Annotated in this window: 10 protein-coding genes and 2 pseudogenes; 6 read left to right on the top strand and 6 right to left on the bottom strand. The window is 43.7% G+C overall.

Annotated features, from left to right (window positions below; translation table 11 throughout):
* A partial coding sequence (locus FJU30_RS11095) for an IS3 family transposase (RefSeq protein WP_150435006.1) occupies positions 1-188 on the top strand: 188 nt, incomplete at its 5' end.
* On the opposite strand, the gene FJU30_RS11090 is transcribed toward FJU30_RS11095, so the two are convergent.
* From FJU30_RS11090 to rdrA, 3 genes are read right to left on the bottom strand one after another with little or no spacing between them, the layout of a single operon-like run.
* The gene (locus FJU30_RS11090) at positions 185-610 is read right to left on the bottom strand and encodes a hypothetical protein (protein ID WP_191091579.1); all 426 of its coding nucleotides are present in this window, start codon (positions 608-610) and stop codon (positions 185-187) included. The genes FJU30_RS11095 and FJU30_RS11090 overlap by 4 nt on opposite strands.
* 11 nt (positions 611-621) lie before the next feature.
* Positions 622-3,366: an antiviral RADAR system adenosine deaminase RdrB gene (rdrB, locus tag FJU30_RS11085; RefSeq protein ID WP_150435005.1), complete on the bottom strand. Its 2,745-nt coding sequence runs from the start codon at positions 3,364-3,366 to the stop codon at positions 622-624.
* The gene (gene rdrA, locus FJU30_RS11080; RefSeq protein WP_150435004.1) at positions 3,366-6,089 is read right to left on the bottom strand and encodes an antiviral RADAR system adenosine triphosphatase RdrA; all 2,724 of its coding nucleotides are present in this window, start codon (positions 6,087-6,089) and stop codon (positions 3,366-3,368) included. Before rdrA ends, rdrB begins: the two co-directional genes overlap by 1 nt.
* 815 nt (positions 6,090-6,904) lie before the next feature.
* Here rdrA and FJU30_RS11065 point away from each other — a divergent pair.
* A pseudogene (locus FJU30_RS11065) lies at positions 6,905-7,740 on the top strand (IS5 family transposase); the annotation flags it as partial.
* Positions 7,741-7,971: 231 nt separating this feature from the next.
* Here FJU30_RS11065 and FJU30_RS11060 read toward each other — a convergent pair.
* Positions 7,972-8,340 (bottom strand): winged helix-turn-helix transcriptional regulator, encoded by a 369-nt coding sequence (locus FJU30_RS11060; RefSeq protein ID WP_150435002.1) that lies wholly within the window; start codon positions 8,338-8,340, stop codon positions 7,972-7,974.
* Between the two features lie 84 nt (positions 8,341-8,424).
* Here FJU30_RS11060 and FJU30_RS11055 point away from each other — a divergent pair, with 84 nt between their 5' ends.
* Entirely contained in the window at positions 8,425-9,207 is a 783-nt protein-coding gene (locus FJU30_RS11055; RefSeq protein ID WP_150435001.1) for an NAD(P)H-dependent oxidoreductase, read from the top strand.
* A 765-nt stretch (positions 9,208-9,972) separates the two neighbouring features.
* Here FJU30_RS11055 and FJU30_RS11050 read toward each other — a convergent pair.
* Positions 9,973-10,728 carry a sulfite exporter TauE/SafE family protein gene (locus FJU30_RS11050; RefSeq protein ID WP_150435000.1) on the bottom strand — a complete coding sequence of 252 codons (756 nt, stop codon included), beginning with the start codon at positions 10,726-10,728 and terminating at the stop codon, positions 9,973-9,975.
* A gap of 246 nt (positions 10,729-10,974) precedes the next feature.
* On the opposite strand from FJU30_RS11050, the gene leuC reads away from it, so the two are divergent.
* From leuC to FJU30_RS11035, 3 genes and pseudogenes are all read left to right on the top strand, one after another.
* Positions 10,975-12,393, top strand: a complete 1,419-nt coding sequence (gene leuC, locus FJU30_RS11045) for a 3-isopropylmalate dehydratase large subunit (protein ID WP_150434999.1) — start codon at positions 10,975-10,977, stop codon at positions 12,391-12,393.
* A gap of 2 nt (positions 12,394-12,395) precedes the next feature.
* A complete protein-coding gene (gene leuD, locus FJU30_RS11040; protein WP_223881570.1) occupies positions 12,396-13,007 on the top strand; it encodes a 3-isopropylmalate dehydratase small subunit in 612 nt (203 codons plus the stop codon).
* Between the two features lie 83 nt (positions 13,008-13,090).
* Positions 13,091-13,530 (top strand): annotated as a pseudogene (locus tag FJU30_RS11035) (2-hydroxycarboxylate transporter family protein); the annotation flags it as partial.
* 35 nt (positions 13,531-13,565) lie between these two features.
* Here the strand turns inward: FJU30_RS11035 and FJU30_RS11030 are convergent.
* Positions 13,566-14,471: a LysR family transcriptional regulator gene (locus FJU30_RS11030; RefSeq protein WP_150434997.1), complete on the bottom strand. Its 906-nt coding sequence runs from the start codon at positions 14,469-14,471 to the stop codon at positions 13,566-13,568.
* Between the last annotated feature and the right edge of the window lie 22 nt (positions 14,472-14,493).

Here is a 14,493-nt window from a genome sequence, read left to right as displayed (position 1 = left end):
ACGCCTGTGCGGAAAGCTTTTTCCATAGCCTGAAAGTGGAGCTAGTCCACGGAGAGAGGTTCAACACGCGGGAGGAGATGAAATCGGCGGTATTCGAGTATATCGAGATAGACTACAATCGGCACCGACGGCATAGTGCCAACGGCGGGCTAAGCCCGGTGCAATTTGAGGAAAGAAACCTCGTTTAAGGCAGTGTCCACCGTTGCTGGGCAAGATCAACATGAGCAAGTAATTTATAATTTAACTTACGAGACCCAACAACTCCATTCGTATCCTGCGGACTGTATTTACAGCTGAAGCACTTCCACTGCAAGAGTAACACGACACCAGAAATAATAATCCCCAGCAGCAGGCAGCTACTGAAGGATATGCTCACGGTTCCAAGAATATTATTCACTTCCTCTGCCCCAACTTTCTTCGTCAGACTCAGACAAAAGAAAAAAGTGAAGAACATGAGGAACGGAATAGCATAAAGCGAAATTCTACGTATCAGAAAACGAGGCCAGTACGACAAATACTCTTTTCTCCGTAAATTTTTCAGCTCTTCTTTGAGCTTAGGTTGTAGCCCATTGACATCCGTATATTGCAAGTAAGGCAATGTACCACTCACGATAAAATCCTCTATTCAATAACTTCAAATACATTTAAATGATTACGCTGAAACTGTTCCAGCCCGTACAGGCGCAGCCTTTCCAGCCAATATTCTGCCATCGTTCGGCTGACACCACGCTCAATCGCAGCCTCTCGCAGTAGTAAAAATTCCGTCCGTAATGTCGTAGGCATAATCCCTGGATCGTCAGTATTGACCAGAACCCTGACTGGCCCACGGCGCAATCCATAACGATTGAATTCAGCGCCTGGTTTCAACAGTTCTTCATCCGGAGGATTCCAACGAAAAATAGGATGCTCTACGTGCTTTTTGAATCGCGCGATATATACGTTTGATGTTGGATTGGTTTCGATAATTAATCCTTTACGATCATAGTGATCTAGCAAATAGTCCTGTAAAGCATGCATAAATTGCAGCTCTACCGGCGTATCAATGTCTTGGAGGATATCTTTACCATCACGAGCCTGCTGACGCAGTTTACCGGGATTTCCCAAGCCAATCAGCTCCTGAGTTCCCCATTCGTCCGCTACACGCACAACTACCAGTTGCGGCGGCAGATCGTCAAGGAGACTCGAGTGTCTTTGCTGATAAAGCTGCGCCGCCACATTGCCTTTATCGCTGAGCGTAGCCCAATCCGGCAGCGCGCATTTCTCTTGCGAGGTCAAAGGTGAACCGCCGTGGAGTTGCTGGAGTCGATATGAACAATTACGCCGCAGTAGCCAGGCCCGGTAGAGCGTATCAGGTGTAATATTTTCCAGAGGTTTATCATCACTACAGGCCTGTTTCCCCACCACACTGTTATCTATTTGCGGAGGTCTCTTTTTGCACCATTCGCACCGTGCAATAAAGCGTGCGATTCTACGCTCAAGCAGCGGTAATACCGCCTGAGCGAGAGGCAATGAAGCCGATAAAAGCGTTGCATAGTGCCACTGCCAGACTAGATTATCTAAATGTTCATCCAGAGGTAGTATCATTTCACCATGCCGTTTCGCCCAGAGCGCAGGTTCAATTCCGAGAGCCAGAGCATGTCCTAGCCGGTCTCCCTCCCGCATTTCGCAGAAGCGAACCGTTTCATCAATATGGCGCAATCCTGACGCCGGATGTGCGTAATCCTCCCCGGCATGAATACTGAAATGAAAACTCATACTGGCGCGAAGCCCGTCTGGAACGGGATATAATCCACTTCGTAGCCAGCGCAGCATCGGGGCAAAGCCTGCAATTTTTAGTACGTTTTCATCCCCTGCAACATCAAGCCCTCGAAACCAGTTCGACGGCTGAAAATGAAAATGTGGGTTACGTTTACCCCCTAAGAAGACGGGATGATTCCAGCCATTATGACTGTACAGTTTCTGTAACAATCGCTCCGCTTCTGTCCAGTTAGCCTGCAAATCAGCCTTTGCTCGCATGCCGCGACTTGCAGTTTTAGAGCGAGAAAAGTGCCCACAAAACTGCCAGCGCTCCAGTGCTCCAATATAGCGCAGCACGCGTTCATCTGGCTTAATCTCATGCTCACCAAAAATATACGGTGGAAAAACAGCTGGAATGCCGAGGGTTTTCAGCAATGTCGAGGAAAATGCAGTGACCATCTCATGATCGAAAGCCTTTGGGGATGCTTTCACTTCGGCCACATCGTCTTTACCGGCAAACAGGTAGCGCATATTGCTACTGTCAGCTTTCTTACCCGCACGTAAAGCACCATTAAAATAACGCTCGGTAAAACACGCAAGCCCCTGCCCGTCCATAATAATGTGACGCCGTAGCGCATTTACCGTAAGCCAAAAGCAGAGTATTGCCGTGCGCTCCAGCGGATGAGTGTCTTTAAGCTGATAAGAGTGGCAAAGGTAAAGCTGCAGCCACAGCCAGCGTGAGGGATGTTTTTTTTCGGAGGCATGCGCCAGTTGGTTTAAAAACCAGCCGGGGCTGACGCTTTCAGTTCCGCAATTCTTTTTAGCAAGCAATAACCAGTCCGGGAGACGCTGGATGCTATCCATTGGGTTCTGTAATGCCTTGTACTTCTCAGATACAGTTTTACGCTGATCCAAACCATTTTGATTTTGCTCAGAAACCGTTTGAGGGGAGGCTGAAAGTAGAACTGTAAGCAAAGACTTTGCTCGATTTATCAACGGTGTTAACTCATCATGCTCTTTGTGTGCCCACAACAACATCTCTTTGCTTTTGGGTAGTTCAATCTCTTCAAAAAGATAGCCATCCAAAATAGTATCTCCAGCCGTCACTCCCCCGAGATGTACGTGCCCCTCGGCAAAAGGTTTACCTGCATTAGCAGGTGGAGCAAAAAACGGATTCTGCGCCATCACCACACGGGTTATGTCCGTCAATCGCGGCGGTGGGCTTTGCAAAAGCCAGTCGCCAAGACGCCATCCCACTAGAAGGGCCGGGTCGAGTTCCGCGGCTATTCGCACGTAGTCTTGAACCTTATTTTCGCGGTAATAGAGTAAGTCGCCATTCCGCAACAGTAGCTGATCCGCAATGACATCGAGCCAAGGTAGTGTCGGACTCGTCAGTAACCCGTTGTCACATATGTTCCCCACAAGCTGGCGTACGTCGGTTAACCGGTAAGTGCGTGGATATCGGCTATCGATGCTCTTAACGAGCAGCTTGAAAGATTCCTCCTGCAATGATGACCACGTTTCAAAATCCTTGGGTGGCGATAAAAGGATATCTAGAAAGCGTTGTGACAGACGCTCATCAGTGAAAAAACACCCTGCTGCATGTTCACTTAGAGACCGAGTTAACATTATTTGTCACCATCGGGGTAAAGTTCTGCAAATGCTTTCAGAAGCGTATTAATTGCGGGATCATTCTGAGGGAAGTGGTTTGTAACTTCATCAATGAAGTCCTTAGCCTTATCGTAGTTTGGATATAACATCTTAAGCTGTTTTATTATACGTGTTTTAACCAACCGGGAGTGTGAATTTAATGAAAGTTTGCTTGTGATAAACTCTCTTGCCGGGCTGATATCTATAATTTTCTCAGCCTGAGTCAGCATTTTTCTCTCGGTCTGAAGCTGAGCATTCTGTTTTTGTTTAAACTCAGTGCGTAATACCTCGTCGGTCCATTTTTTCAGCGGATGAGTTGCTAATACATAACTTACCGCTCTGGTTTTTTCACCATACATTTTGCGATGCTGATATGCCTCACGATCGCTGTCAGAATTTTGGTTTTGCTCAGGCGTAAACGGTCCAACATTCACTCGGAAGTTATCATGATTATAAAAATTTTTTGCCGAAATAATATTAGTTGTAGCAACCACATCGGATAGTCCGAACAATTCGCCCTTTTCAAAACTACCAAATGCTGACCAAACTGCATAAAAAACCCTACCAAAAAAATTTAGAGCCGCATCAATATTTTGCATTCCACTGGGAACAAACACATTATTAGCAACCTGACTATATGTTTTATTAAAAACCTTATAAACCAGCCAAGGTGATAAGTTTGTACTAGCCACATTGTGTGTCTTTCTCCAATGGTTTATTTCATCACAAAGTTTTTTCCATGCGTCCTCATTTTTATCCGGCACATCAACAAGAATATCATCAGAAGTGTCTCTGTCAGTTTCACTTCTGTTATTCATAAATCTTGTATTCTTTTTCGTAAAATCCTCTTCCAAATCTAACGTTTTGGTAGGTGCAAGCGCGCTAGCAGAGTAAAATGGAGAACGTTGTCTAATTCTCTGCAAGTCGGCCAACTCTAAATCCGAAACAAGGCTAGCAATAATTATTTCAAAAACTCTACCAATATTTATCACGACCGACTGTTTAGAGTTTGTATAAAAATTCCTCTGCATCAACGTGGACAAAAGGAAATTTGCCTTGCTTTCCAAAGCAGGATCAAACCCATAGTTCTCTAATTCTTCCCAATACTTCCACTTTAAACTGGTATTAATTCCCGCCTCTGCCACAGGATAGGGTAAAAGCGTTTTTTGCCCTTTAATGGCAGTCAACCAACTCTCCGGTAACCTTGTTCTTAACTGAGATTCCCAATCAGAAAGATCATCATACCTTTCAAAGACATCGTATTCACGAAAATTATGCAATAAGGGTTGAAAAAGCGGAGTCGCAAGAATCGATTGATTACGATTGTCACCCTGCGCCCATGACACCCAGAACTGTTTTGCCTGAAGCGTTAAAAACACAGCCCCAGCCTTAGGTTCAAAACGAAAATACTCACACAACTTATCGAGCCATGCAGATTTTTTATCATTTTCTAGATAAGCCTTACTCTCCCAAGCAGTGAAATTCTTTAGTCCATCATAAAATAGCTTGTAAGCCTCCCCATATTCACGCTTAGCTTCTTTACTCAATTCCCGATGTTTTTCAGCAAAACTTTCAAGAACATCAAGAGGAACATCAGGCATTTGCCACATACGACGTAAAGCCAGCGTACTGGCTTTCTTTCTGAATGGTTCAGGAAGCTCACGAATTAAATCCCTGCAATGGTTGATGAACTGGGTTAAAGCACGTATTGAAGGTATCGGTAGCGGTAAATCACTACCCTCAAGGCCATTCACGGGGCCGGTAATAAATATTTTCAACCACGCCATAAAATTACGCAGAGGAATGCCATTTTTATCTAGCGTAACTTCGATACCATCTTGCTGCCAGTAATCACTTACATCGGGCATACTCAGTCTGCGCGGTAGCGGCAGAATTTTACGCTGATACTCAATTGCCAAATCTCTAGCAATATCATATGTGTTCTTGCGATTATATGCTGAATCTTTATTCAGCCTTCCATGAAAATCTCGCCAGCAGACCTCATCATATAAACGGCGATCGCCACTCACTACCGGCAAAACATACGGAGAGGTAAGATAACGACGCAATATTTCCAGATTTTCAAATGCCCGGTTGAGTGAAGTGTCCACATCATCAATCGGTAGTATCAATAATTTCTTTCCGATCAACTCCAACGCAGATTTTAAAAACTCTTCAACGCAATTTGCCAGATGCTTGCTGCCATATAAGGAGCGAATTTTATCCATTCCACGTTGATTCTGTTGCAAATCAACGGACTCCAGTCCGTGCGCCAAGTTCTCAAGCTTCTGGGTAAACACTCTGGACTTATCGAGGTCCCTGCTTTGGGCAGTTTTGATCTCTTTATCATGAAGCACGGCAGCAACAATAATATGCAAGAACAGCGACTCACCATCTTCAAGCAGGGTCGGATCGATAGGATCAAGGGTATGAATTTTCCCCGCCAGTTGCTGAGCATTACTCTGCAGATAGTCGTTCAAATTCACTAGCACCGACGTTTTTCCTGTCCCCCTTGCGCCGTCAATCGATATAGCCTTATGGCTACGGGTTTCATTAAGCGCTTCGTGAGGCTTTGGTACTTCGTTAACAGCCTTTTCAATAAATCGAGTAAGCTGTTCGTAAATATTTCGGGGAAGTAAGGTATCTGGATCCTTAAGAACCGCAGACTCTCCGCTGTCTAATGGTATGTATATCGTGTTCACAATAATCCCTTTACGGTTGTTTTTGGAGTGAGAACAGCTTGTGAACTATGAATTTTGATGAAAAAACAAATAAAATCAAGATGGAAATGAGAATAATCTCAAAAATCTAAAATTTTTAATTATTCCACACCGTGGCAATGGGCAGTTGTAGAAGAGTGGATTTGGCCTGTTCGCCATCAGTTGACGCATCATTATTCATAATGAAAAGAAATGGTATTAGTCAATCCAAATGCTCAAAAATTGGTTAGTGCTGTGATAACTAACCACAGATAACACCAAAAAAGGTGAGTATAGAAATGATGACTAACAATAAAAACATTACATAACAAATAAATACGAAATCACGGGTCAACGTCTTATCCTCCCCAGTGGTCATTGCCTCTTCTAAATGTATACATTTCTCAGAGGTGGTCACTTTGGTGGTCTTGACAGAAAAGCTGTTACCATTTAGCCTGTTTATTAGCCATTTACTGGCTAAGGCGATCTCAGTCAGAGGAGTCATTTACTTGTTTTCATGCATCCTTGCGAATCCCTATTTGTACATTGATTCAACAGGTTAGCGTGAAAAGTCTTCCCGATGCGTTTCTGGTTTTCCCTCCGCATCGGGAGAATTTGGTGGTCAGATTTGGGGTCAAGTTGGTTCGATGACGGAGTGACCCCCACATGTCTCTTAACGACTCAAAAATCCGCAACTTAACACCATCCGCTAAACCCTTCAAAGTTTCCGATTCTCATGGTCTCTACCTTCCAGGCTGTGTCCCGTAACTGTTTTTTGTACAATTGAACCTATGTTCTAACCACCAGGGTCTTTTCACTTGGCCCGTTACGATTTCCCTGATGATGCCTGGGCACTGATTTACCCCATGTTGCCGACTGAACGAGGAGCACCCCAGGGTGGTCGCCCTTATCTTGAGCACCGACAAGTGATGAATGGTATATTTTGGGTGCTGTGCTGCGGGGCTCCCTGGCGGGATTTGCCCGAACGCTATGGCCATTGGAAAACTATTTACAACCGATTTAACCGATGGTCTAAAATGGCAATAATAAATAGTATTTTCAATAAATTACTTTTCATCTTAGATGAGAACGGATTGGTGGGATGGGATGCCATAGCCCTTGATGGCAGTAACATACGAGCCTTGAAAGCGGCCGCTGGCGCTAAAAAAAACATCCCGATGAACTCGACGATCATGGGCTGGGTCGCTCTCGAGGCGGCTTTGGTACCAAAGTCCACCTGACGACAGATAGCACAGGGTTACCATTGAGTCTCTGCCTGAGCGGCGGACAATCCCACGAGAGTCGATACGCAGACACCTTGCTTAATCGCGTTGGGGTTATACGAAGAAACGGCCACCTGAAATGCCGCCCGAAAGCGGTGCTGGCGGATAAGGAATACTCGAGTCAATCCTTGCGTCACCATCTTAAAATCAAAGGAATAAAGGCAGAGAGCCCTTTCAAATCGAATGAAAAAGCCAGCCGGGATGGGCGTCGAAAACTGAATGTCCGATTGTACAAAAAGCGTAATGTTGTCGAGCGTTGTTTTGCGATACTAAAAGAAAACAGGCGTATCGCCACACGCTCGGAAAAAACGGCCAGGAACTACCTGAGTATGCTTAAATTGGGTGCTATCCGGTTATTTTTGAGGCGATTGTTAAGCCCGTATGTTACGGCCTTCAGCGCGAATACGCCGGAGCTGGTGCAACTGCCGGCATTACACTCAGCGTCATTCGCCTGCTTTCCCTCCGTGCAGCAGGCGTCCCTGCCCAGCGTGCTGACCATGCCGATTCTCTTCTGTGATATTACGAAAGATAACTGATAGCTAAAGAAACGTCCCAACCGTTGATACTTAACGTTGAAGCATGAATTAAGCACGATAAAACCACTAAAGGTCATTATTTGCGTCATACTCTTCGCGCGCAGCATCAAGCGCTGGAAAATTGTTTTCCGCCCATCGGTCGAGCGAGGCAAGCGTCTCCACAAGAGAATACGCTACGTTAGTGAGACGATATTCTACGCAGGCCGGTTTTTCGAAATAGTCATACCGCTCAACCAAACCGTGCCGTTCCAGTTGCCGCAAGGTCTGAGTAAGCATTTTCTGGGAGATGCCTTCTATTTTGCGTAATAACTCCCCATTTCTCATCGGCTTTATAGCTAAAAGCGGCAATATGAGCATCACCCACTTACCCGATATCAATGCCAGTGCATCACGCGCCGAACACTTCTCTGAATAAACATCGCCAGGAAAAGCCATTGTAGTGGTTACCTCCAGGTACGTAATTGCAAATGAAATCTAAACATAACAACATACCAGTACATATCGTTATGGAGATTTATTATGAATGTACTGATTGTAACAGCGCACCCTGAGCCGAACTCATTCAACGCCCATCTTGCCGCTAAAGCCTCTGAAGTTTTCTGTAAAGAAGGATGTAATGTTGAACTGATTAATTTATATGAAGAAAACTTCGATCCCTGCGAGAGAAAAATACACTATCAAGACAGGAAAAACGTAAAAAAGTTTGATCCAATGCAAGAGCAACGGCACCACTGGAAGGCAGCAAAACTGCCATCAGAAATTAAAAGGCATGTAGAGTTACTGAAAAATACTGATGTACTCATACTCCACTTTCCCTTCTGGTGGTTTGGAATGCCAGCCATATTAAAAGGGTGGATGGACAGAGTATTCGTATACGGGGGGCTTTACGATAGCAGTCATCGCCATGAAAACGGTGTCATGAAGGGAAAGCGGGCTTTGCTGACGGTAACAGCAGGCGCTTCAGCTAATGCATGTGGTCATAATGGACGTGATGGTAATATGCGATTAATGTTGTGGCCGCCAATGCAGGCCTTGCAGTATATCGGGTTTACCATACTGGAACCTTATCTGATTTATGGTGTTCGTGGCGGATTAGAAGATCACGACCAGATGGAGCAGGATTTACGCCTTAAGAAGGAAGTCCTGAATTTTGAAAACCGACTCATCAACCTTCAAGCATGGCCCGAGGTTATATTTAATAAAAATGATGATTTCAAAGAGGACATGACCCTGAAACCAACCGCCCCAGAATATAGTCCTTTTGTTTGTCACTGCCCTGACACCTGGCGAGCCAATCGCTGAAAAATCGATAATTATTAATTCAGAAGGAAACATATAAATAACAAATATTACTCTTAGCTAATCAGTACTATTGAAACAGAGGGGATAAATGCGCTGTTTAAGATCATAGGCACACTTTAGTCTATCACTCTCATCATTGATAGCAATTAGATAATTAATTGCCACTGTAAGACATGGGGTGATTGATTATTTTAATTAATGGTGAAGCTCATTGACATTTGATGAATAAACATGTCCTTGCATAGGGATGGTAATCTTACCCTGGGCGAGCAAGGTGAAATTAATTATTTAACCGAAGAAAATTCAATACAGGACAACAGCAGATTTTAGGCTTTTAAATTCATGCAGACATGGATTTAAAAGTGGCGTGAGGCGAGTAAATTCAATTTCATAGAAATTGCTAATTTGCGTCGCCGAACCCACCAGTTCGGTTCATCCCCAGGTGAACCGAACTGGCCGGGGGGAGCCAAATAAATTTCGCCGCCCCAGCGAGCGAAAAGCTATCGCCCACGATAGCGGTTTAACTGGATAAAATAAAGAAATTCCTTTCAAAATAATTTATTCAACAACGCCCAGGTGATATTGCATGATCCAGCAACTGTTCTAAATCTTGCTCTGTAATCACTACTGGATTACCGTCTTTATTCTTACGATATGTAAATACATAACTTACATATCGTGACATCTTCAATGATAATACTTCGAATTGTGAACTATTAGATGATTATATTTGGTCAAATCTTATTAGCATTTATTCTAAACACATCAGATTAACCATGTGAAAATTGCCACAAAAAAAATAACCGAGCAAAAACATATCTTTAATATGTTAGAAGGTATTTTATGCGCAAGGTATACGCCCCATGACACGCTGAAAACTCCCCCCAGGGCAAGTGGGATACCAATGTGCCAGGATACATCCCCTGACAATGAATAAGAAACCAGCGCAGAAACGGCTCCTGGAACGACCAGGGCTAACGCAGTCCCCTGAGCTTTGGTTTGAGAGTAAGAAAACAATGCGACCAATAAAGGTACAACTACAAGGCCCCCTCCGACTGTAAATAATCCTGATGCAATTCCACTCACTACTCCGAGTAACGGCAGAAATGCAGGGGAGAGATTGAATTTCGGTAGCTTTGCCTTGAAGCTGACTTGAGTGAAATAATACCCCCCAATTATTAGTAGAAAACCAGAAAACAAAGAGGTTAGATTATCTGAATTCATGTGCGAGGCATATCTCGCTGCAAAAAAAGATACAATGCTTGAAATGGCGCATAAGACGATTATGTTACGTAATTGTATGTTATTTCTTTTTTTATATTGTATAAAGCTCAACAATACATTTGGAATAATCATTATCAGCACTGTACCCTGTGCTAACGATTGTGGCATATGAAACAGATACGTAATAACCGGGATTGCTATTAATCCGCCACCAATCCCCAGAAGGCCGCCACATATCCCAAGCCCCATACCTAATCCAAGGCAGATTAAAATCTGCATGGTTGAAAACGTGATCATAGACACAATATTTACGGTTCTTATCGTCAGACGAAAAATGAATCTACCATAGCACCGGACTTATCAAAGATCTAATTTACATAAAATCAATCAATTACCAATAACACCATGAAAAATAATGATTAATTTACTTTTCACACTTTGTGAAAAGTGTTTTTCATAGTATGCAATCGCTAATAGATATACACGATTAATCCGATGCTTATACTGGTGTTAACTTAACCAGAGAGCAATGCAGGTAAGAGCATGAATCCAGGTAAAACGTTATACGATAAACATATTGATTCACATACAATTAAAAAATTCGATAATGAAGGCAATGTCCTTTTATATATTGATCGTTCAATTTTGAATGAATATACAAGTCCGCAGGCATTTAGTGGATTACGTGAAAATGACCGTATGGTATGGAATCCAAAATCCATTCTTCTCAACGTAGACCATGTAAATCCGACTCGCCCCTCCCGCGATCTGCTTATGACTGATCCAGGCGGTACATTGCAGGTTAATTACTTCAGAGAGAACAGCCAGCATTTTAATATCGAATTGTTCGATGCCATGGATAAACGACAGGGTATTGAGCATGTGGTGGCCCACGAACAGGGGCTTGCTATGCCGGGGATGGTTATTGCCGCTGGTGATAGTCATACCACTACCTATGGTGCTCTAGGGGCGTTTGGCTTCGGAATTGGAACTTCCGAAATCGAACACCTCCTTGCAACGCAGACGCTTGTTTACAAAAAACTCAAGAATATGCGTGTCACTCTGGAAGGCACTCTCGGTTTGGGTGTGACTTCAAAAGATGTCATTATGGCGCTAATTGCTCGCATTGGCGCTGATGGCGCTACCGGTTATGCCATCGAATTCTGCGGAAGCGTCATCGACAACCTGAGCGTTGAAGCGCGCATGACTATCTGCAATATGGCTGTAGAAGCCGGAGCTCGAGGTGCATTTATGTCACCGGACGATAAGGTATTCGCCTATCTGAAAGATACCCCTCGAGCACCGAAGGGCGAGATGTGGGCTAAGGCAGTAGCCAGTTGGCGCCGGTTGCGTAGCGATCCTGACGCTAAATTTGATAAAGAAATTTGTATTGACTGCTCTACTGTAGAACCTTTTGTTACCTGGGGAATTAGTCCCGATCAGGCAGGAGCAATAAACGGTTTCGTGCCGGATCCAGAGATCATTTCGGACGAACAAAAGCGAAAAGATTATTCCACAGCTCTGAAATACATGGATCTCAAACCTGGAACTCTTTTCACTGAAATCAAAATTTCCCACGCTTTCATTGGTTCATGCACCAATAGCCGCATTGAAGATTTACGTGAAGTTGCAAAAGTTGTTCAGGGCAAAAAGTTGGCTTCACATGTACGTGGCATGATTGTCCCTGGCTCCTCCCTTGTTCGCGAACGGGCAGAACAGGAAGGTCTGGCCCAAATCTTTATTGATGCTGGTTTTGAATGGCGTCAATCCGGTTGTTCTATGTGTCTGGCCATGAATGAAGATGTTCTGTCTCCAGGCGATCGTTGTGCTTCAAGCACCAACCGTAATTTTGCCGGAAGACAGGGGGCGGGCTCTCGTACACACCTTATGAGTCCGGCAATGGTTGCAGCCTCTGCAATCGCAGGTCATTTAACAGATGTTCGATATTTTACCGAGGTTTAATGATGGACGCTTTTAAGAAAATTTCAGGATTGGCGGCCCCAATACTGGCCGCCAATATCGATACTGACGTCATCATGCCTAAACAATTTTTGAAAGGTATTGATCGTCAGGGACTTGATCAGGGGCTGTTTTTCGACCTGAGATTTAATGCTGATGGTACTGAAAATCCCGATTTCATTCTTAATACACCAGGGTGGAAGGGTTCAAAATTCCTTGTTACTGGCCCCAATTTCGGATGCGGCTCCAGCCGTGAGCATGCTGTATGGGGGATGAAACAACTGGGAATTCGTGCCCTGATTGGTACATCTTTTGCGGGAATTTTCAATGATAACTGCCTTCGTAACGGGGTTCTAACGATCACGCTTGCTGAAGAGCAAATGAATAGATTGGCAAGTTTGATTTCACGCCCCGGAACAAATGCAATTTCGATTGACCTTGAAAACCAGGTCATCAGCACCACACAAGAAGACTTTACATTTAATGTAGATGAGCTGAAAAAGGAGATGCTGGTACAAGGTCTGGATGCAATCGGCTTAACGTTGTCCTTTAAGGATGAAATTATCCGGTTTGAAAATGAATATTATTCAGAAAATCCATGGCACAAAGTAAGCTGAAAAGCTTGAGAGTAAATTATGCAAATTGCGAATTTTAAATTAAACGGCAAACATAAGTTTGGCATTGTGAAAGGCTCGGGGATGGACCGGTGCTAATGATTGTCCTTGCAGTTATGTGCAAGTACATCGATATCATTCCTCATCGTATGATTGATGTCGCTAAATCCTGCTACAGGCTCATTTCAACTTCACTCATCTGGCCAACGATGATCGGTCCTGGAATACTCTACGCGCCGCTGGAAAACGTTGTTGCGGTATTCTCAGCAGGCTATTTTACTGTATGTGTTCAGCTGTTCTCTCAATGGCTGTTGTGGGCTTCTTTATGGCGAAATATCTCAATATGTACCCGGTTGAAGCCGCGATTATAGCAACCTGCCATAGCGGTTTGGCGGGAACAGGTGACGTAGCCATTCTGTCAGCGTCGAACCGTATGGGACTGATGCCATTCGCTCAGATTTCTACGCGTATCGGCGGAGCTTCCACTGTCATTCTGGCAACGATGTTTTTAGCAGCGTTTCCCTGATCATTTCATCACTAAACGGCCACAAAGGTGGCTGTTTATAGTTTTATGTCTCTGAAGTATTCTTCAAGAAACTCAACACACTTCCTGGTCTTTAACGAGTCATCTAATTTAGTAGGGTAAATTGCCCAGACCGATGCTTCCTCATAGTAATCAGGCAGTATGTGAATAAGTTGCCCCTTTTCAATGTATTTTCTTGCATCCCACTGACTCCTGTATGCTATTCCGTGACCTGCCAGAGCCCACTGCATAATTATCTCGCCATTATTGGATGAAAGATTACCGTTAACTCGTACAGTTTGCAAAATATTCCCATTATATAAACGCCATAATCCAAAGGTCTGACCTTTCTCTTGTAGAAATAAACAACTATGATTAGACAACTCATCAGGAATAGTTGGGATTTCTTTGTCCATAAAATACGATGGTGAGGCGCAAAGAATCCTTTTATTGTCGGCTATCTTTTTAGCATAATATCTGTCATTAAACGTTTCGCCAACCATAATCCCCAAGTCAACGCCTTCCTTTACCAGATCTAATTTTGTATCGGTAAGGGTTAATTTTATTTTTAAATGTGGGTTGATCTTTGAGAAAAAGGAAAAAGGTTGAGCTAAATGATTTTTGCCAAACCCAAATGAACTTGAAACATGAAGGCTGCCAATTACGTCATTTCGTACATCCTGAATTTGTTCAATGGAGTTTATTGTGCTGCTTATTAATTTCTCAGCATGAAGCTTAGCCACTTCACCTGCGCTTGTCAGTTTTATTTCGCGAGTGTTTCGGTAAAATAATTTCACACCTAATACACTTTCCAGGATACTGATTCGTTTGGTGACATATGCATTAGAAAGACCCAGCTCTACAGCCGCAGCTGAAAAATTGCTGGTCCTGACCACTGTCAAAAAAACGTTGAAATCTTCGATCTGAGGCCATTTATTTTTCATTTTCGTCATATGAAATAATGCT

The sequence above is a fragment of the Affinibrenneria salicis genome, assembly GCF_008710095.1.
Note: the sequence above shows the minus strand (reverse complement) of the source record. Positions and strands in the feature narration are given on the sequence as shown.

Bases quoted from the DNA above. Each gene is read 5' to 3' on its own strand.
- FJU30_RS11050 (WP_150435000.1), bottom strand. From the start codon at position 10,728: ATGATCACGTTTTCAACCATGCAGATTTTAATCTGCCTTGGATTAGGT.
- FJU30_RS11055 (WP_150435001.1), top strand. From the start codon at position 8,425: ATGAATGTACTGATTGTAACAGCGCACCCTGAGCCGAACTCATTCAAC.
- leuD (WP_223881570.1), top strand. From the start codon at position 12,396: ATGGACGCTTTTAAGAAAATTTCAGGATTGGCGGCCCCAATACTGGCC.
- leuC (WP_150434999.1), top strand. From the start codon at position 10,975: ATGAATCCAGGTAAAACGTTATACGATAAACATATTGATTCACATACA.
- rdrB (WP_150435005.1), bottom strand. From the start codon at position 3,366: ATGTTAACTCGGTCTCTAAGTGAACATGCAGCAGGGTGTTTTTTCACT.
- FJU30_RS11030 (WP_150434997.1), bottom strand. From the start codon at position 14,471: ATGAAAAATAAATGGCCTCAGATCGAAGATTTCAACGTTTTTTTGACA.
- FJU30_RS11060 (WP_150435002.1), bottom strand. From the start codon at position 8,340: ATGGCTTTTCCTGGCGATGTTTATTCAGAGAAGTGTTCGGCGCGTGAT.